The organism is Quadrisphaera setariae, from assembly GCF_008041935.1.
GTDB lineage: Bacteria > Actinomycetota > Actinomycetes > Actinomycetales > Quadrisphaeraceae > Quadrisphaera > Quadrisphaera setariae.
Genome location: NZ_VKAC01000001.1, coordinates 63,601 through 80,261 on the forward strand (window position 1 = coordinate 63,601; position 16,661 = coordinate 80,261).

The 16,661-nt window shown below is 74.9% G+C and carries 15 protein-coding genes; 10 read left to right on the forward strand and 5 right to left on the reverse strand.

What is annotated here, in order from left to right; all coding sequences use genetic code 11:
* Positions 1-45 precede the first annotated feature (45 nt).
* From FMM08_RS00340 to FMM08_RS00370, 7 genes are read left to right on the forward strand one after another with little or no spacing between them, the layout of a single operon-like run.
* The gene (locus tag FMM08_RS00340; protein WP_147924380.1) at positions 46-738 is read left to right on the forward strand and encodes a demethylmenaquinone methyltransferase; all 693 of its coding nucleotides are present in this window, start codon (positions 46-48) and stop codon (positions 736-738) included.
* Positions 735-2,060 carry a geranylgeranyl reductase family protein gene (locus FMM08_RS00345; RefSeq protein WP_147924381.1) on the forward strand — a complete coding sequence of 442 codons (1,326 nt, stop codon included), beginning with the start codon at positions 735-737 and terminating at the stop codon, positions 2,058-2,060. The genes FMM08_RS00340 and FMM08_RS00345 overlap by 4 nt, the downstream gene beginning before the upstream one ends.
* 14 nt (positions 2,061-2,074) lie before the next feature.
* Complete coding sequence (locus FMM08_RS00350) at positions 2,075-3,139, forward strand: polyprenyl synthetase family protein (protein ID WP_222710247.1); 1,065 nt, start codon at positions 2,075-2,077, stop codon at positions 3,137-3,139.
* A gap of 32 nt (positions 3,140-3,171) precedes the next feature.
* Positions 3,172-3,816 carry a class I SAM-dependent methyltransferase gene (locus tag FMM08_RS00355; RefSeq protein WP_147924383.1) on the forward strand — a complete coding sequence of 215 codons (645 nt, stop codon included), beginning with the start codon at positions 3,172-3,174 and terminating at the stop codon, positions 3,814-3,816.
* On the forward strand, positions 3,816-4,364 hold the full coding sequence (locus FMM08_RS00360; protein WP_147924384.1) for a hypothetical protein: 549 nt from the start codon (positions 3,816-3,818) through the stop codon (positions 4,362-4,364). Before FMM08_RS00355 ends, FMM08_RS00360 begins: the two co-directional genes overlap by 1 nt.
* A gap of 28 nt (positions 4,365-4,392) precedes the next feature.
* Positions 4,393-4,788: a DUF4267 domain-containing protein gene (locus FMM08_RS00365; RefSeq protein ID WP_147924385.1), complete on the forward strand. Its 396-nt coding sequence runs from the start codon at positions 4,393-4,395 to the stop codon at positions 4,786-4,788.
* A gap of 46 nt (positions 4,789-4,834) precedes the next feature.
* The gene (locus FMM08_RS00370; protein ID WP_147924386.1) at positions 4,835-6,673 is read left to right on the forward strand and encodes an alpha-glucosidase; all 1,839 of its coding nucleotides are present in this window, start codon (positions 4,835-4,837) and stop codon (positions 6,671-6,673) included.
* 100 nt (positions 6,674-6,773) lie between these two features.
* Here the strand turns inward: FMM08_RS00370 and FMM08_RS00375 are convergent, their stop codons facing one another.
* The 5 genes from FMM08_RS00375 to FMM08_RS00395 form a co-directional block, all read right to left on the reverse strand.
* The gene (locus tag FMM08_RS00375) at positions 6,774-7,400 is read right to left on the reverse strand and encodes a copper resistance CopC family protein (RefSeq protein WP_187279444.1); all 627 of its coding nucleotides are present in this window, start codon (positions 7,398-7,400) and stop codon (positions 6,774-6,776) included.
* Between the two features lie 112 nt (positions 7,401-7,512).
* Positions 7,513-9,543, reverse strand: coding sequence for a PhoX family protein (locus FMM08_RS00380; protein WP_147924388.1), 2,031 nt, complete (start codon positions 9,541-9,543; stop codon positions 7,513-7,515).
* A 66-nt stretch (positions 9,544-9,609) separates the two neighbouring features.
* On the reverse strand, positions 9,610-10,590 hold the full coding sequence (gene rarD, locus FMM08_RS00385; RefSeq protein ID WP_147924811.1) for an EamA family transporter RarD: 981 nt from the start codon (positions 10,588-10,590) through the stop codon (positions 9,610-9,612).
* A 59-nt stretch (positions 10,591-10,649) separates the two neighbouring features.
* Positions 10,650-11,783 carry a 2-oxoacid:ferredoxin oxidoreductase subunit beta gene (locus FMM08_RS00390; RefSeq protein WP_147924389.1) on the reverse strand — a complete coding sequence of 378 codons (1,134 nt, stop codon included), beginning with the start codon at positions 11,781-11,783 and terminating at the stop codon, positions 10,650-10,652.
* Positions 11,780-13,768: a 2-oxoacid:acceptor oxidoreductase subunit alpha gene (locus FMM08_RS00395; protein WP_147924390.1), complete on the reverse strand. Its 1,989-nt coding sequence runs from the start codon at positions 13,766-13,768 to the stop codon at positions 11,780-11,782. The genes FMM08_RS00390 and FMM08_RS00395 overlap by 4 nt, the downstream gene beginning before the upstream one ends.
* A 157-nt stretch (positions 13,769-13,925) precedes the next feature.
* Between FMM08_RS00395 and htpX the strand changes: the two genes are divergently transcribed.
* The 3 genes from htpX to FMM08_RS00410 all read left to right on the forward strand — a co-directional run bounded on the left by htpX (position 13,926) and on the right by FMM08_RS00410 (position 16,658).
* Positions 13,926-14,801: a zinc metalloprotease HtpX gene (gene htpX / locus FMM08_RS00400; RefSeq protein WP_147924391.1), complete on the forward strand. Its 876-nt coding sequence runs from the start codon at positions 13,926-13,928 to the stop codon at positions 14,799-14,801.
* A 142-nt stretch (positions 14,802-14,943) separates the two neighbouring features.
* A complete protein-coding gene (locus FMM08_RS00405) occupies positions 14,944-15,867 on the forward strand; it encodes an ATP-binding cassette domain-containing protein (RefSeq protein ID WP_187279445.1) in 924 nt (307 codons plus the stop codon).
* Entirely contained in the window at positions 15,864-16,658 is a 795-nt protein-coding gene (locus tag FMM08_RS00410) for a hypothetical protein (RefSeq protein WP_147924393.1), read from the forward strand. Before FMM08_RS00405 ends, FMM08_RS00410 begins: the two co-directional genes overlap by 4 nt.
* Positions 16,659-16,661 lie beyond the last annotated feature (3 nt).

Consider the following 16,661-nt stretch of genomic DNA (forward strand, 5'->3'; position numbering starts at 1 on the left):
GGATCACGGCGCGAGGTGTGCGCGCAGGTGGGGGACCATGGAGGGGTGACCCGCGCCGACCTCGCCAAGGCCCCCCACGAGGTGGCCGCCATGTTCGACGGCGTCGCCAGCCGCTACGACCTCACCAACACCGTGCTGAGCCTGCGCCAGGACCGGTCCTGGCGCCGCGCCGTGGTGAAGGCCCTCGACCTGCGCCCCGGCGAGAAGGTCCTCGACCTCGCCGCCGGCACCGGGACCTCCACCGAGCCGTTCGCCGCCCTCGGCGCCCGCCCCGTGGCCTGCGACTTCTCCCGCGGCATGCTCGCCGTCGGCGCCCGCCGCCGCCCCGACCTGTCGTTCGTGGCCGGTGACGCCACCCGGCTGCCCTTCGCCGACGCCTCCTTCGACGCGGTGACCATCAGCTTCGGGCTGCGCAACGTCGTGGAGCCGCAGGCCGCGCTCGCGGAGATGCTCCGCGTCACCCGTCCGGGTGGCCGCCTCGTGGTCTGCGAGTTCTCCCACCCCACGTGGGCGCCGTTCCGCACCGTCTACACCGAGTACCTCATGCGCGCGCTGCCGGCCATCGCCCGCCGCACCGCCAGCAACCCCGACGCGTACGTCTACCTCGCCGAGTCGATCCGCGCCTGGCCCGACCAGGCCGGCCTGTCCCGCTGGGTGCAGGACGCCGGCTGGACCGGTGTGGCCTGGAAGGACCTCACCGGCGGGATCGTCGCGCTGCACCGCGCCACCCGCCCGTGACCGCCGCCAGCACGGGGACGACCACGGGGACCACCACGGGGACGACGGCCGACGTCGTCGTCGTCGGCGCCGGTCCGGCGGGAGCGTCCGCCGCGGCGCACCTCGCGGCGGCCGGGCTCGACGTCGTCGTCCTGGAGAGGTCCGCCTTCCCGCGCGACAAGGTCTGCGGCGACGGCCTCACCCCGCGGGCCGTGCGCGAGCTGGCCCACCTCGGCATCAGCGACGACGAGCAGGACGGCTGGGCGCGCACCCGGGGCCTGCGGCTCGTGGGCGGCGGCCGCAGCTACGACATCCCCTGGCCCGAGCTGGCCTCCTTCCCCGACCACGGCCTCGTGCGGACCAGGAACGACTTCGACGAGGTGCTCGCCCGCCACGCGGAGCGCCGCGGCGCGCGCCTGCTGGAGCGGACCACCGCCACCGCGCCCGTCCTCGACGAGCGGACCGGGCTGGTCGCCGGTGTCCGCGCGAAGCCGGTCGACGAGCGGGGACGCGCCACGGGCCCCGAGGTGCTGCACCGCGCCCGGGTGGTGCTCGCCGCGGACGGCGTCTCCAGCCGCACCGCGGTGGCCCTCGGCCTGGAGCGGCGCCCCGACCGGCCCCTGGGCGTGGCGGCGCGCGCCTACTACCGCACCCCGCGCAGCCACGAGCCGTGGATGGAGAGCTGGCTGGAGCTGTGGTCCGGCGAGCCGCGCCGGTCGCCGCTGCTGCCCGGCTACGGCTGGATCTTCGGGCTCGGCGACGGACGCGCCAACGTGGGCCTGGGCGTCATCGACGCCTCCCAGCCGGTCGACCTCAAGGCCGTGCTGAAGCAGTGGCTGGCCACCACGCCGGCGGAGTGGACCCTCGACGACGAGCACCTCGAGGGGCCGGTCCGCAGCGCGGCGCTGCCGATGGGGTTCAACCGCACGCCCCACGCGAAGGACGGCGTGCTGCTCCTGGGTGACGCGGGCGGCATGGTCAACCCCTTCAACGGCGAGGGCATCGAGTACGCCCTGCACTCCGGGAGGCTGGCCGCCGAGGTGGTCGCCGACGCCCTCGACGCCGACCGCGTGCTCGGCGCCCGGGGCAGGGACCGCGCCCTGCAGGCCTACCCCGCCGCGCTGCGCGAGGAGCTGGGCGGCTACTTCGCCCTCGGCAGGGCGTTCGCGAAGCTCATCGCCCACCCGCCGGTGCTGTCGGCCGCGGTCAGGCTGGGCCTTCCGCGCCGCGCGGTCATGCACCTCGTGGTCAAGCTGCTCGCCAACCTCGCCGAGCCGACCGGCGGTGATGCGGCCGACCGCGTGGTGACCGCGCTGTCGCGCCTGGCTCCCGCGGGGAGGTGACCTAGGCTGTGACCGTGGTCAGGGGAGCGGTCTTTCCTGCGCCCCCGGAGCCTCCGCTCGCCCGGGCGCGCGGCGCTGCCGCCGTCCCCGACGTCGACGAGGCGCTCACCGCGCACGTCCTCGCCGGGCTCGACGTGGTCGAAGGGCGCCTGCGCGACGCCGTGCGGCACACCGACAGGCTGGCCGACGCCACCTCCCGCCACCTCGTCGAGGCCGGCGGCAAGCGGGTGCGCCCGATGCTCACGCTGCTGTCCTCCCACCTGGGAGACCCCGACGCCCCCGGCGTCGTGCCGGCCGCCGTCGTGGTCGAGCTGGTGCACCTGGCGAGCCTCTACCACGACGACGTCATGGACGACGCTCCGCTGCGCCGCGGGGCTCCGGCCGCGCAGGCCAAGTGGGGCAACGACGTCGCCATCCTCACCGGGGACCTCCTCTTCGCCCGCGCCTCGCGGCTCGTGGCCGACCTCGGGCCCGACGCCGTGCGCCAGCAGGCGGAGACGTTCGAGCGGCTCTGCCTGGGTCAGATGCACGAGACCGTCGGGCCCCGCCCCGACGAGGACCCGGTCGCCCACCACATCCAGGTCCTGTCCGACAAGACCGGGTCGCTCATCGCCCTCGCCGGTCGCTTCGGCGCGCAGCTGTCCGGCGCCGGACCGGAGGTCGTCGAGGTGATGCGCCTGTACGGCGAGCGCGTGGGCGTGGCCTTCCAGCTCGCCGACGACGTGCTCGACCTGTCCCGCTCCCTCGAGGACGCCGTCGCCGCCACCGGCAAGGCCGCCGGCACCGACCTGCGCGAGGGCGTCCCCACGCTGCCGGTGCTGCTGGCCCGCCGGGCCTCGGCCGCGGGCAGCGCCGAGGCCGCCGCCCTGGTGGACCTGCTCGACGCCGACCTGTCCAGCGACGAGGCGCTCGCCCGCGCCGTCGACGCGCTCGCGGCGTCCCCGTACGCGGCCGCCGCGCAGGAGACCGCGCGCGACTGGTCGGCCTCCGCGGTGGAGGCCCTCGAGGTGCTCCCCGAGGGACCGGTGCGCGAGGCGCTCACCTCCTTCGCGCGCAGCACCACCGAGCGCGACCGCTGACTGACCGGCGCCCCCACGGGTAGGGGCGCCACGTGGCAGCACCTCCGGCCCGACAGGCCCCGCCCACGCTCGTCGACGCCAACCGCGTCTGGGTCGACTCCTGGCTCCGCCACCAGGTGGGGCTGCACCTGGAGGGACCGGCGCTGGCGCGCCTGGGCGCCCACGGCGAGGTCTGCGTGGAGGTGGGCACCGGGAGACGCGGCCTCGGCGCGCGGGTGGCCGTCGACAGGTTCGGCGCACGGCGCGTGACGGCCGTCGACCTCCACCCCGCCTCGGTGGACGCCACCCGGCGCCGCACCCGCGACCTGGCCGCCCGTCCCGGGGTCCGCGTGGACGTGCTGGTGGCCGACGCCGAGGCGCTGCCCCTGCCCGACGCCAGCGCGGACCTGCTGGTCTCCTTCCACGCCCTCCACCACGCCGACGACTGGCGCGCCGTGCTCGCCGAGGCCGCTCGCGTCGTCAGGCCCGGTGGTCAGCTGGCGCTCACGGAGATGACCTCGCGCATCGTCGACGCGCCCTGGCTGCGCGCCGTCTCGCACCACCCCGACGGCCGCTTCAGCTCCACCGAGCTGCTCGACGCCGTCACCGCGGCGGGCTTCGAGGTGGCACCGGAGCGGACCCGTCGCTGGTCCGGCGACCGCGTGGTGCAGGCCGTCGCGGTCCGCACCACGGCCTGATGAGGGCCACCGGGCCCCTCCTGAGGGCCGCGCTCGCCCTCCTGGGCCGCCGGGCCGGGGCCGCGTACGCCGCGGCCGGGCTCGCCACCGCCGTCAACACCGTCCCCGACGTGCTGCGCCAGCTGGCGGTGTGGACCAGCCCCAGCCAGAGCGCGGCGGTCGTCGTCGACGTCATCGGGTTCCTCACCGGTCTGGTCGCGCAGGTGTGGGTGGTGGGCGCGCTGGCGGCGCTGCCCGACGGGGGCCCGTGGCGGGCAGCGGGGGCTCTCCGCCGGGGGGTGCGCCTCGCGGTCGCTTCGGTCCGGCGAGCGCCGGGCGCGGTGCTCGCCGGAGTGGTCGTCGGGGGAGCGGTCTCGGCGCTGGTGACCCTGCCCGCCTCGGTGGCGGCGCTCGGCTGGCGCTCGGTGCTGGGGCCCCTGGGAGACCCGCCGGTGGGCGCGTTCGCCGTGGCCGCGGTCAGCGACGTGGTCGCGAGCGCGCTGACGCTGCCGTACCTGGCCCTCGTCGTCGTCCTCGTGGCCCGAGCCGGAGGCCCCCGGCGTGCGTAGCGATCTGCGGCCGGGGAAGGGGAGCGCCATGAGCGAACGGCACGGCGAGCGCGCCTGGTGGACCCAGCGCCGCACCATCGGGGCGCTGTCGGTGTGGCTGGGCACCGTGGCGCTGTTCGCGCCGCGCGCGATGACGCGGCTGCTGGGGGTGCGCCCGGACGCCACGCGCTCCGACGGGGCGCTGCCGCTGCTCGTCAGGCTCGTCGCCGCCCGCAACATCGCCATGGGTGCGGCCCTGCTGGTCAGCCCGCCGCCGCAGGCGCGCCGGACCAGCGAGGTGACCCTCCTCCTGACCGGTCTGGACGCCGCCGCGGTGCTCACCGCCCGGCGCACGGGAGACGTCGCCGGGCGCAGCGCGGCGCTGTCGCTGCTCGTGCTGGCGCTGACGTGCGTCGGCGTCGTCCAGTGGCACCGCGAGCCCTGATCGGCCGGGCTGGCCGTCACCGGGCGCGGCCTGGAAGGGTGAGCGCGTGACCTCGTCGTCCTCGTCGTCCTCGTCGTCCTCGCCGTCCACGTCGGCTCCCGCGCAGCAGGCGCCCTGGTTCGCCTCGACCGTCGTCTACCAGGTCTACCCGCGCAGCTTCGCCGACTCGAACGGCGACGGCATCGGGGACCTGCCCGGCGCCACCTCCAAGCTCGACCACCTCGCGGACCTCGGCGTCGGCGTGGTGTGGCTGAGCCCGGTGTACGCCTCCCCGCAGGACGACAACGGCTACGACATCAGCGACTACCAGGCGGTCGACCCCTCCTTCGGCACCCTCGCCGACATGGACGCGCTCATCGCCGCCGCGCACGAGCGCGGCATCAAGGTGGTCATGGACCTCGTGGTCAACCACACCAGCGACGAGCACGCCTGGTTCACCGAGAGCCGCGCCTCGAAGGACTCCCCCAAGCGCGACTGGTACGTCTGGCGACCGCCGCGCGAGGGCTTCGCGGCCGGTGACCCGGGCGCGGAGCCCACCAACTGGCGCTCGGCCTTCTCCGGGTCCACGTGGGAGCTCGACGAGACCACCGGCGAGTACTACCTGCACCTGTTCAGCCGCAAGCAGCCCGACCTCAACTGGGAGAACCCCGAGGTCCGCGCGGCGGTCGCCGAGATGATGCGCTGGTGGCTGGACCGCGGGGTCGACGGCTTCCGCATGGACGTCATCAACTTCATCTCCAAGCGCTACGAGGCTGACGGCTCCCTGCCCGACGGCCCGGCCTGGCCCGACGGCGGCCTCTGGGGCGACGGCGGCCCGTTCTTCATGACCGGCCCGCGCCTGCACGAGTACCTCGCCGAGCTGCGCCGCGAGGTCTTCGGCGGCCGCGACGGGGAGTTCCTCACCGTCGGGGAGATGCCGGGCATCACCGTCGACGACGCCGTCGAGCTCACGGACGCGGCCACCGGCGTGGTCGACATGGTCTTCCAGTTCGAGCACGTCAACCTCGACCACGGCACCGGCGGCAAGTGGGACCCGCAGCCCTTCTCCCTGCTCGACCTCAAGGCGAGCTTCGGCCGCTGGCAGGCCGGCATGGCCGAGCGCGGCTGGAACAGCCTCTACTGGGACAACCACGACCAGCCGCGCATCGTCTCCCGCTGGGGCGACGACGGCCGCTGGTGGCGCGAGAGCGCCACGGCGCTGGCCACGCTGCTGCACCTGCACCGGGGGACGCCCTACGTCTACCAGGGCGAGGAGATCGGCATGACCAACCTGCCGTTCACCTCACCGGAGGACTACTCCGACATCGAGGCCGTCAACCACCTGCGCGAGGTGACGAGCGAGGGTGCTGGCGGCGTCGACAGCGCCGAGGTGCAGCGCCTCGTGGCGTCCATGGCGAAGCTCAACCGCGACAACGCCCGCTCTGGGGTGCAGTGGGACTCCAGCCCGAACGGCGGCTTCACCACCGGCACGCCCTGGTACCGGGTGCACGAGAACGCGGCGTGGCTGAACGTCGAGGCGCAGCGGGACGACCCGACCTCGGTGCTCGCCCACTACCGGGCGCTGGTCGCCCTGCGGAAGGCCGAGCCGTGCGTCGCCACCGGCGACTTCACCATGCTCGCTGCCACCCACCCGCACGTGTACGCGTTCACCCGCGCCACGCCGTCCACCGAGCTGCTCGTGGTGGTGGCGGTCAGCGGTGAGGAGCAGCCGCTCGACGCGGTGGCCGCCGACCTGGGGGAGCACGCCGCCGCGTGGGACACCGCCGAGCTGGTGCTCGGCAACTGGCACGACGCGCAGGACGACGGCGAGGGTGCCGCGCGGTCGGGGCTCGCGCCGCTGCGCCCGTGGGAGGCCCGCGTCCTGCGCCGCCGCCTCACCGCCTGACGTCGTCGCCCTCCTCACTCCCTCCGCACTTTCCGCGGCAAGTGCGCCACCTGCGGCCCGGGAGCCGCACTTGCCGCGGAAAGTGCGAGAAGGGGAGGGGTCAGGCGCGGCCGGAGCGGCCGCGGGCGCGCACCAGCAGCACGCCCATCGCCGCGCCGGCGGCACCGGCGGCGATGGTCCAGCCCCACGTCGCACCGGAGATGCCCGACCCGTCGTCGTCCTGCGCCGAGGCGGGTTCCGTGCTGGGGCTCGCCGCCGCCTCGGTCGCCGAGGGTGAGGGAGCCGAGGAGGACGACGACGGCGAGGGCGCGCTCGAGCTGGCCGTCGGGCTCGCGCCGACGCCGCCCTCGGCGACGAAGGCCACCCGCCCCTCGATGGGGTGGCCGTCGCTGGACGTCACGCGCCAGTCGACCGTGTAGCTGCCGGCGGGCCGGTCGGGTGCGAGGCCCTGCACGACGTCGTTCCCCACCACGGTGGGGGAGCCGGTGGTCACCACGCGCCCGTCGGGAGCGGTGACCACCACCTGGGCGCCCAGCTCCAGCGGCGCCTCGCTGAACCCCAGCGAGACGGACTCCGGGGCGCTGGTCACGGTCGTGCCGTCACCGGGGACGCTCGAGACCAGCGAGTCGTGCGCCAGGGCCGCCGGCGCCACCAGCAGCGACGAGCAGGTCAGCGCGGCGGCGGCGCCGAGCACGGCGAGGCCCCGGGCGGGGGAGGGGAAGGACACGGGTGCTCCAGACGGTGCGGCGGGTGTCGCCTCCAGGCTAAGCGGCCGGTTCGTGATCATGGTCTTCCGCCACCCCCGGGTGGCGGAAGACCATGATCACCGTGAGTGCGGGCTACTTCCCGGTGCGTCGCACCTGGACCGTGCTCGGGCGCGGCGTGCGCTTCGAGGCGTCCGTGTACGGGAACGCCGACGCCGGCGCGTCGACCCGGGCGGTGTCGGTCTCGCCGGGGTGCTGCACGTTGACGAACACCGACCCGTCGGCGGCGTCGATCCACGGGCCGCAGGTCTCCGCGCCCGTGGGCACCGCGAGGAACTGCGAGACGCGGCCGCGGTCAGCGCCCGTCAGCGGCACGAAGTGCAGGGCGTCGTTGAGCTTCAGCGTGCTCGGCGCGCCGTCCGTGGAGATCCACAGGCCGGGCTGGTCCTTGTCGAAGGCCACGTTGTCCGGGCACGAGATCGGCGACACCTTCTCTGCCGGGAAGCCCGAGAAGTACGTCGAGGGGTCCTCCGGGTCGCCGCAGACCAGCAGCAGCGACCAGTCGAAGCGCGTGCCGGTCGCGTCGCCGCCGGCCTCCCGCAGCTCGATGACGTGCCCGTCCTTGTTCTTCGCGCGCGGGTTGGCCGGCGCGGGCGACGTGCGGTCGGTGTTGTTGGTGCACGCGACGTAGACGTACCCGGTGCGGGGGTCCGGCTCGACGTCCTCGGGGCGGTCCATCGGCGTGGCTCCGACCTTCGCGGCGGCGTCGCGGGTGAACACGAGCACCTCCTCGTGGCTCATCCCCGGGACGGCGGACTTCCCGTCCTTCGTCAGCGGGATCCACGTGCCCGTGCCGTCGCGGTCGGTGGCGGGGTCGCCGTCGGCCTCGAACTTCGCCACGTAGAGGTCCCCGGCGTCGAGGAGCTCGCTGCGGCCGCCCTTCCCGCCCTTGCCGACGCGCTCGCGGCTGACGAACTTGTACAGGTGCTGGCCGCGGCTGTCGTCGCCCATGTACGCGACGACGTTGCCCTTCGTCGCCACGAGCGTCGTGGCGCCCTCGTGCTTGAACCGGCCCAGGGCGGTGTGCTTGACGGGGGTGGAGCGCGGGTCGCGCGGGTCCACCTCGACGATCCAGCCGAACCTGTTGATCTCGTGGGGCTCGCGCGCGGTGTCGAAGCGGGCGTCGGCCTTGTGCCAGTAGCGGCCCTCGCTCGGCTTCCCGTCCTTGACCAGCGAGTACGTCTTCTGGTTGCGCTGGTCGCCCTGCGGGTGCCCGCGGAAGTACTGGTCGAAGTTCTCCTCGCCGGACAGCACCGTGCCCCACGGCGTCGTGCCGCCGGCGCAGTTGTTGAGGGTGCCGATGACCGTGCGGCCGCCCGGGTCCTTCGCGGTCTTCACGAGGTCGGTGCCGGCCACGGGGCCGCGCAGCTCGAAGCGGGTGGACAGGCCGGTGAAGCGGCGGCCGTACTTCGAGGGCTCCACCTCCCAGAAGCCGTCCTTCCCGCGGCGCAGCTGCACCACGGACAGGCCGTGGGCGGCGATGGAGGTGCGCAGCTGCTCGACGGTGAGGGCGGCCTCGGTGGTGAAGCCTGGCACCATGAGGTTCTCGTTGGTGTACTCGTGGTTGGACACCAGCAGCGCCTTGTGCCGCCCCTGCGGGAGGATCGCGAGGTAGTCGCAGTTGTAGCCGAACTGCTTCTCCTGGGCCTCGGCGCTCTGGCGGTCCAGGTCGAAGGGCGGGGCGCCCTGCACCACCGGGTCGCCCCAGCTGATGAGGGGCTTCCACGCGTACCCGGCGGGCACGGTGAGCTGGTCGGTGGTGCTGGGGACCGGGGCGATCGGCGCGAACGCGAGCCCCTTCGGGCCCACGGCGCCCGCACCCCGGCCGGGCGCCCCTGGCTTCCCCGGCGTCGCGGGGGTCGCCTCGGCGGGCTGCACGGTCAGAGCGCCGGTGCCCGCGGCGGCGGCCACGGCGCCCAGCCCCAGCAGGAGGTTGCGCCGCGACAGCGACGCCTCCACGACGCTCGCGAAGGACGGCGAGGCCGACGCGCTGCGCTCGTCCGTCAGGCAGGCGTCACCGCACTTGAAGTGGCAGGTGGCGGCAGAGCGGGTGCCCCGGGTGTGGCCCGCCATGGGCAGCAGGGCGCGGGTGGGGGACAGCGACATCACAGGCTCCTCGAAGGGTCGTGTGCTTCGCGGCTGACGCTGCGGGGCCCACGAGGAGCGGCGGTGTCAGGAGGGTGGAGCCGAGGTGAACTGTCCGGCTCCTCCGGGTTTCGTCACGGCGGCGTTGCGCAACCCCGCACTCCGGGTCGACCGGGCTGCCCGCAGCATGTCGGCGGTCAGCAGCACCAGCGCCACCCACACCAGGGCGAAGCCCGCCCACCGCGACGCCGGCATCGCCTCGTGGAACACCGCCACGCCGAGCACCAGCTGCATCACCGGCGTGACGTACTGCAGCAGGCCCGTCGTGGTGAGCGGCACGCGCGCGGCTCCCGCGGCGAACAGCAGCAGCGGCACCGCCGTCACCACCCCCGCCGAGGCGAGCAGCAGCGCGTGCCAGGGCGCGTCCACCGCGAACGTCCCGCTGCCGCGCGCTTCCAGGACGACGAGCGCCACCAGCGCCAGGGGCGCCAGCAAGAGCGTCTCGGCCGACAGGCTGGTCAGCGCCGACAGGCCCCGCCCGCCGGGTCCGGTCCCGCCCACCTGCTTCTTCACCAGCCCGTAGGTGCCGAAGCTCAGCGCCAGCACCAGCGAGATCCACGGCGGGCGCCCGTAGTCGACGGTGATGACGACGACGGCGAGCACCCCCACCCCCACCGCCGCCCACTGCAGCGGGCGCAGGCGCTCGCGCAGCAGCAGCACCGCGAGCGCCACCGTGATGATCGGGTTGATGAAGTAGCCCAGCGAGGCCTCGACCACGTGCGCGGTCTGCGTCGCGTAGATGTAGACGCCCCAGTTGACGGCGATGACCACCGCGGCGACCGCCAGCAGGCCCACCGTCCGGCCCGAGCGGACCAGCGCCACCACGGGACGCCACCGGCGCAGCAGCGTCAGCAGCAGCACGCAGAGCACCGCCGTCCACAGCACCCGGTGGACGAGCACCTCCACCGAGCCGGCGGGCGCCAGCAGCGGGAAGTACAGCGGGAAGAGCCCCCACAGCAGGTAGGCGGAGAGGCCGAGCAGCGTGCCCTTCCCCTGCTCGGACCTCAGCTGGGAGCTCTGCCCGTCCCCCTGCTCGACTCCGTGGGCGTCCTCGGGTGCCTGCCGGCTCACTCCACCGACCAGGTGTCGCCGCCGCGCAGCAGCCCCTCCAGGTCGGCGTCGGAGGCGCGCCACGCGCTGTCACCGCCGCTGGCCTCGCGGGCGGCGTCGAGCTGCGCGCGCACCTCGTCGTCGTAGGTGGGCCGGTCGTGGGCTCGGAACACGCCCACCGGCACGTGCGCCATCGTCGGCTCGTCCAGGCGGGAGAGCGCGAACGCCAGCGACGGGTCGGCGGTCTCGGCGTCGTGGACGACCACCTCGCGCCCGCTGGCGCGCGCCTCGTCCAGGCCGACCACCTCCACGCCGAACCCCGACGCGGAGCGCACCACGGCCTTCTGGGAGCCCTCGGCGCCGAAGACGACCTCCCGGCCGTGCTCGAGCTTCACCAGGCGGGCGACCGACTCGTCCCTGTCCTTGAGGACGTCGAAGGCGCCGTCGTTGAAGATCGGGCAGTTCTGGTAGATCTCCACCAGCGACGTGCCGCGGTGCTCGGCGGCCGCGCGCAGCACCTGCGTCAGGTGCTTGCGGTCGGAGTCGAGGGTGCGCGCGACGAAGCTCGCCTCGGCGCCCAGCGCCAGCGACACCGGGTTGAACGGCGCGTCCAGCGAGCCCGACGGGGTCGACTTGGTGACCTTGCCGACCTCGGAGGTGGGGGAGTACTGCCCCTTGGTGAGCCCGTAGATCCGGTTGTTGAAGAGCAGGATCGTCATGTTGACGTTGCGGCGCATCGCGTGGATGAGGTGGTTCCCGCCGATGCTCAGCGCGTCGCCGTCGCCGGTGATGACGAACACCGACAGGTCGGGCCGGGTGGCCACCAGACCGGTGGCGATGGCGGGGGCGCGCCCGTGGATCGAGTGCATCCCGTACGTGTCGAGGTAGTACGGGAACCGGGAGGAGCACCCGATGCCCGAGACGAAGACGACGTTCTCCTTGCGCAGCCCCAGCTCCGGCAGGAAGCCCTGGACGGCGGCCAGCACGGCGTAGTCGCCGCAGCCGGGGCACCAGCGCACCTCGGAGCTGGAGGTGAAGTCCTTCTTGCCCAGGCGCACCCCCTCGGGAAGAGCAGGGACACCGGCTGTGCCCGAGCTGCCCGACCTGACGGTCGGCAGGCCGAGCGGGACGGACAGGGGGGTGGTGGTCATCGAGCGTCCCTCCGGGGGGTCTCGCGCACGCGGCCGGCCACGACGTCCTCGATGGCCTCGACGATCTCGGTGGAGGTGAACGGCAGTCCGCGCACCTGGTTGCAGCTGATGACGTCGACGAGGTAGCGGCCGCGCAGCAGCAGCGCCAGCTGCCCGAGGTTCATCTCGGGCACCAGCACGTGCTCGTGGGCCAGCAGCACCTCGCCGAGGTTGGCGGGCAGGGGGTTGAGGTGGCGCAGGTGCGCCTGGGCCACCCGCAGCCCGCGGCGGCGGGCCTCGCGGACGGCGGCGGTGATGGGCCCGCGGGTGGAGCCCCAGCCGAGCACGAGGAGGTCCCCGTCGTGGTGCTCTCCACCGCCCGGGCCCCCGTGGTCGACGACGACGTCGGGCACCTCGATGCCCTTCACCTTCGCCCGGCGCAGCCTGACCATGCGGTCGTGGTTGGCGGGGTCGTAGGAGATCTCCCCGGTGACGTCGGCCTTCTCCAGGCCGCCGACGCGGTGCTCCAGCCCCGCGGTGCCGGGGACGGCCCACGGGCGGGCGAGGGTGTCGGGGTCGCGCAGGAACGGCCGGAACTGCGGCGTCACGCCGTCGGCGGCCGTGGAGTTGGGGTCGGTGGAGAAGTCGGGGTCCACCGCGTGCACGTCGTGCGCGGTGGGCACCTTCCACGGCTCGGAGCCGTTGGCGAGGTAGCCGTCGGACAGCAGCAGCACGGGCGTGCGGTAGCGCACGGCGATCCGCACCGCGTCCACCGCGGCGTCGAAGCAGTCCGCCGGGGTGGAGGGCGCCACCACCGGCACCGGCGACTCGCCGTTGCGCCCGTACATCGCCTGCAGCAGGTCGGACTGCTCGGTCTTCGTCGGCAGGCCCGTGGAGGGGCCGCCGCGCTGGACGTCGACGACGACGAGCGGCAGCTCCAGGGCCACCGCCAGGCCGATCGTCTCGCTCTTGAGCGCCAGGCCCGGGCCGCTCGTCGTCGTCACCCCGAGGGAGCCGCCGAAGGAGGCGCCCAGCGCCATGCCCACCGCGGCGATCTCGTCCTCGGCCTGCAGCGTGGTCACGCCGAACCGCTTGAGGCCGGACAGCACGTGGAGGATGTCCGAGGCCGGGGTGATCGGGTAGGAGCCCAGCGCCAGGGGCAGGCCCGCGCGGTGCGCCGCGGCCACCAGGCCGTGGGCGAGCGCCGTGTTGCCGGTGATGTTGCGGTAGGTGCCCTTCTCGGCCGGCGCCGGAGGCACGGTGAAGCGCACCGGGAACGCCTCGGTGGTCTCCCCGTAGGCCCACCCGGCGCGGAAGGCGCGCAGGTTGGCCTCGAGCACCGCGGCCCGCCTGCCGAACTTCGCCTGCAGGAACCGCTCGGTCTGCTCCGTCGGCCGCTCGTACAGCCAGCTCAGCAGACCGAGGGCGAACATGTTCTTGCTGCGCTCGGCGTCCTTGCGGCTCAGGCCGAGGTCCTTGAGGGCCTCCACCGTCATCGACTGCATGGGCAGGGCGTGCACCCGGTAGCCCTCGAGGCTGCCGTCCTCCAGGGGGGAGGTTCCGTAGCCGACCTTGGCGAGGTTGCGGACGGTGAAGTCGTCGGTGTCGACGATGAGCGTGCCGCCGGGCCTGACGTCGTGGACGTTGGCGCGCAGGGCGGCGGGGTTCATCGCCACGAGCACGTCGGGCGCGTCGCCGGGGGTGGTGACGTCGTGGTCGGCGAAGTGCAGCTGGAAGCTCGAGACGCCGGGCAGCGTGCCGGCGGGGGCGCGGATCTCCGCGGGGAAGTTGGGCAGCGTGGCGAGGTCGTTGCCCAGCGAGGCGGTCTCGGCGGTGAACCGGTCGCCGGTGAGCTGCATGCCGTCCCCGGAGTCCCCGGCGAAGCGGATGACGACCCGGTCGAGCACCTCCACGCGCTTGCCCGTCCCCGAGCCCGGCGGGGGCGTCGGAGGAGTCGGCGGGGCGGGCGTCTCCCGTGCGGGGTCGGATCCGGTGCTCACGTGCATCGATGCTACGGCCGCGCGCCGGGCGCGCCCTGTCCTGGGAAGGTCCTGTGAGGCGTCCCACGAGCGGCCCAGCGCGGGAACGCGCTGCAGCGGTCCGGCGTTGCAAGGTGGTGGAAGGTAAAGGAAGGGTCAAGGACCCGGTGCGAGAGAGGACCCCATGGCCCACGGGCACTTCAACGGCGTCAAGACCGCGGTGCTGTTCGGCCTGCTCGGCGGCGTCGTGCTGCTGGCCAGCTTCCTGCTCTTCGGCGGGAACTCCCAGGCCCTGACCATCGGGCTGGTCATCGCGCTCGCCGTCAACGGCATCGCCTACTGGACCTCCGGCTCCGTCGCGGTCCGCGCCATGCGCGCGCGTCCCGTCACCGAGGCCGAGCAGCCGGCCATGCACCGGATCGTCCGAGAGCTGTCCGCCCGCGCGGGCCAGCCGATGCCGCAGCTGTACGTCTCCCCGACGTCCGCTCCCAACGCCTTCGCGACCGGCCGCAACCCCAAGAACGCCAAGGTCTGCGCCACCCAGGGCATCCTCGACATCCTCGACGAGCGCGAGCTGCGCGGCGTGCTGGGCCACGAGCTCATGCACGTCTACAACCGCGACATCCTGACCAGCTCGATCGCCGCGGCGATGGCCTCGGTCATCACCTACCTCGCCTACATGGCGATGTTCTTCGGCGGCAGCCGCGAGGACGGCGAGCGCGCCAACCCGATCGCCGCGATGCTGATCCTCTTCCTCGGTCCGCTCGCGGCCGGCGTGGTGCAGATGGCCATCAGCCGCACCCGCGAGTTCGACGCCGACGAGGACGGCGCCCAGCTCACCGGAGACCCGCTCGCGCTGGCCTCCGCACTGCGCAAGCTCGAGATGGGCACCCAGGCCCGTCCGCTCGCGCCGGAGCGCCAGGTGCAGAACAGCGCGCACCTGTTCATCGCCAACCCCTTCAGGGCGCAGGACGTCGCCAAGCTCTTCAGCACCCACCCCCCGATGGCGGAGCGCATCGCCCGCCTGGAGGAGATGGCGTACGGCTACCGGGCCCGCTGAGACCCGCTGAGCCCCCCTCGTCCGGGGGGTCTCGGTGCACGCCGCGCCGGGGCTCCCGGACGGCGCGCCGGAGGTGCTCCCGCCCTGGTGGAGTGCCGGTGAAACGGCCACGCGAGACCCCCTCCTGTGGGACTCTCGAGCAGTGATCGAGGCCCTCGCGCTGAGCAAGCGCCACGGCAGCCGCCTCGCCGTCGACGACCTCTCCTTCACCGCGCCGGACGGAGCCGTCACCGGTCTCCTGGGGCCCGCGGGAGCGGGCAAGACCACCGCCCTCCGGCTGGCCGTGGGGCTCGACCGCGGTGCCGGGACGGTCCTCGTCGACGGCCTGCCCTTCGCGGCGCACCGCCGTCCGTCGCAGGCCGTGGGCGTCGCGCTCGACGCGCGCGCCCTGCACCCCGGACGCACCGCCGTGGGGCACCTGCGGGCGCTCGCAGCGGGCGCTGGCGTGCCCCGGCGGCGCGTGGCGGAGGTGCTGGAGCGGGTCGGCCTCGTCGGCGCCGAGCGGCAGCGCCCGGCGGCGATGCGCCGCGGTGCGGCGGTCCGGCTGGCGGTGGCGGGCGCCCTCCTGGGGCGCCCCCGCACCCTGCTGCTCGACGACCTCACCACCCACCTCGACGACGACGCGCGCGCGTGGCTGCGCCAGCTGGTCCGGGAGCACGCCGAGGCTGGGGGCTGCGTGCTGCTCGCGGCCGGGCGAGCCGCCGACGTCGTCGACTGCGCCGACCGCCTCGTGGTGCTGCGGCGCGGCCGCCTCGCCGCCAGCGGACCGGTCGCCGACCTGCTGGCCCACGCGGGCAGCGCCGTCCTCGTGCGCGCCAGCGACCCCGGCCGCCTGGCCGGCGCCGTCCTGCGCTGGGGCGGCTCGGTCGACCCGCTGCCCGACGGCGCCCTCGTGGTGACCGGCCTGGACATGGCGGCCGTCGGGGAGGTGGCGCGCGCTGAGGGGGTCGCCCTCCACGAGCTCACCGCGCGCCTCGCCGACCTCGACTCCTCCCTGCAGTCCCTGGAGCTGCCCGAGACGGCGCTGGTGTCCGGCGCCCCGCAGCCCTCGGGGGTGGGCGCGTGAGCCCGCTCGCGGCACTCGTGGCGGCGCTCAGGCTCGAGGCGGTCCGGCTGGTCACGGTGCGCTCCACGGCTGTGGTGCTCGCCCTCGCCGCTGTCGTCGGCGGTGCGGGCGCAGCGGCTCTCTGCGCCCTCGCCCAGCGGGCCGACCTCGGGCGCGGGGGCCTCCTGGAGGCGCTCACGGGCGGCAGCGCCTCGGGCCTGTCCGCCGTCGGCGTGGTCGCGGCCCTGGCCGGCGCGCTCGTCGCCTCCGGTGACCTGCGGCACGGCGCGGAGCGGACGGCCCTCCTGGTCGTCCCGCGGCGCGGTGCGCTGCTGGCGGCGCGGGCGGTCGTGGTGGCTGGCTGGTCCTGCGTCCTGGCGCTGGCCGCGCTGGTGGCCGCCGGGGCCGTGGTGGCGCTCTGGCCGGGCCAGGAGCTCGTGGCGCAGGCGCCCCGGGCCGCCGTCCTGGCGCTGCCCCTGCTCGGCTGGGGCGCGGTCGTGGTGCTGCACGGCGTGGCGGGCCTCGCGCTGGCCACCCTCCTGCGCAGCGCTGTCGCCGCGGTGGCCGCCGTGATCGCCTGGCCCCTCGTGGTGGAACCCGTGCTGGGGCTCGCGGTGCCGTCCTCCGGCTGGGGCGACCTGCTCGACCAGCTGCTGCCCGCGGCGGCCGTGTCCCGCCTCGTCGCGATGCCGCCGGTGGCGGCAGGGCCGGAGTGGGCCGTCGGCACGGCCGTGGCGGGCGTGGCGCTGGCCGCCGCCGTCGCGGCGCTGGTGCTGGCGGTCGCCGTGCGCGCCGCGCGCCGCGACGCCTGAGGG

Excerpts from the sequence above, each read along its gene's own strand:
- FMM08_RS00360 (WP_147924384.1), top strand. The coding sequence starts at position 3,816 with ATGAGGGCCACCGGGCCCCTCCTGAGGGCCGCGCTCGCCCTCCTGGGC.
- FMM08_RS00365 (WP_147924385.1), top strand. The coding sequence starts at position 4,393 with ATGAGCGAACGGCACGGCGAGCGCGCCTGGTGGACCCAGCGCCGCACC.
- FMM08_RS00380 (WP_147924388.1), bottom strand. The coding sequence starts at position 9,543 with ATGTCGCTGTCCCCCACCCGCGCCCTGCTGCCCATGGCGGGCCACACC.
- FMM08_RS00390 (WP_147924389.1), bottom strand. The coding sequence starts at position 11,783 with ATGACCACCACCCCCCTGTCCGTCCCGCTCGGCCTGCCGACCGTCAGG.
- FMM08_RS00395 (WP_147924390.1), bottom strand. The coding sequence starts at position 13,768 with ATGCACGTGAGCACCGGATCCGACCCCGCACGGGAGACGCCCGCCCCG.
- htpX (WP_147924391.1), top strand. The coding sequence starts at position 13,926 with ATGGCCCACGGGCACTTCAACGGCGTCAAGACCGCGGTGCTGTTCGGC.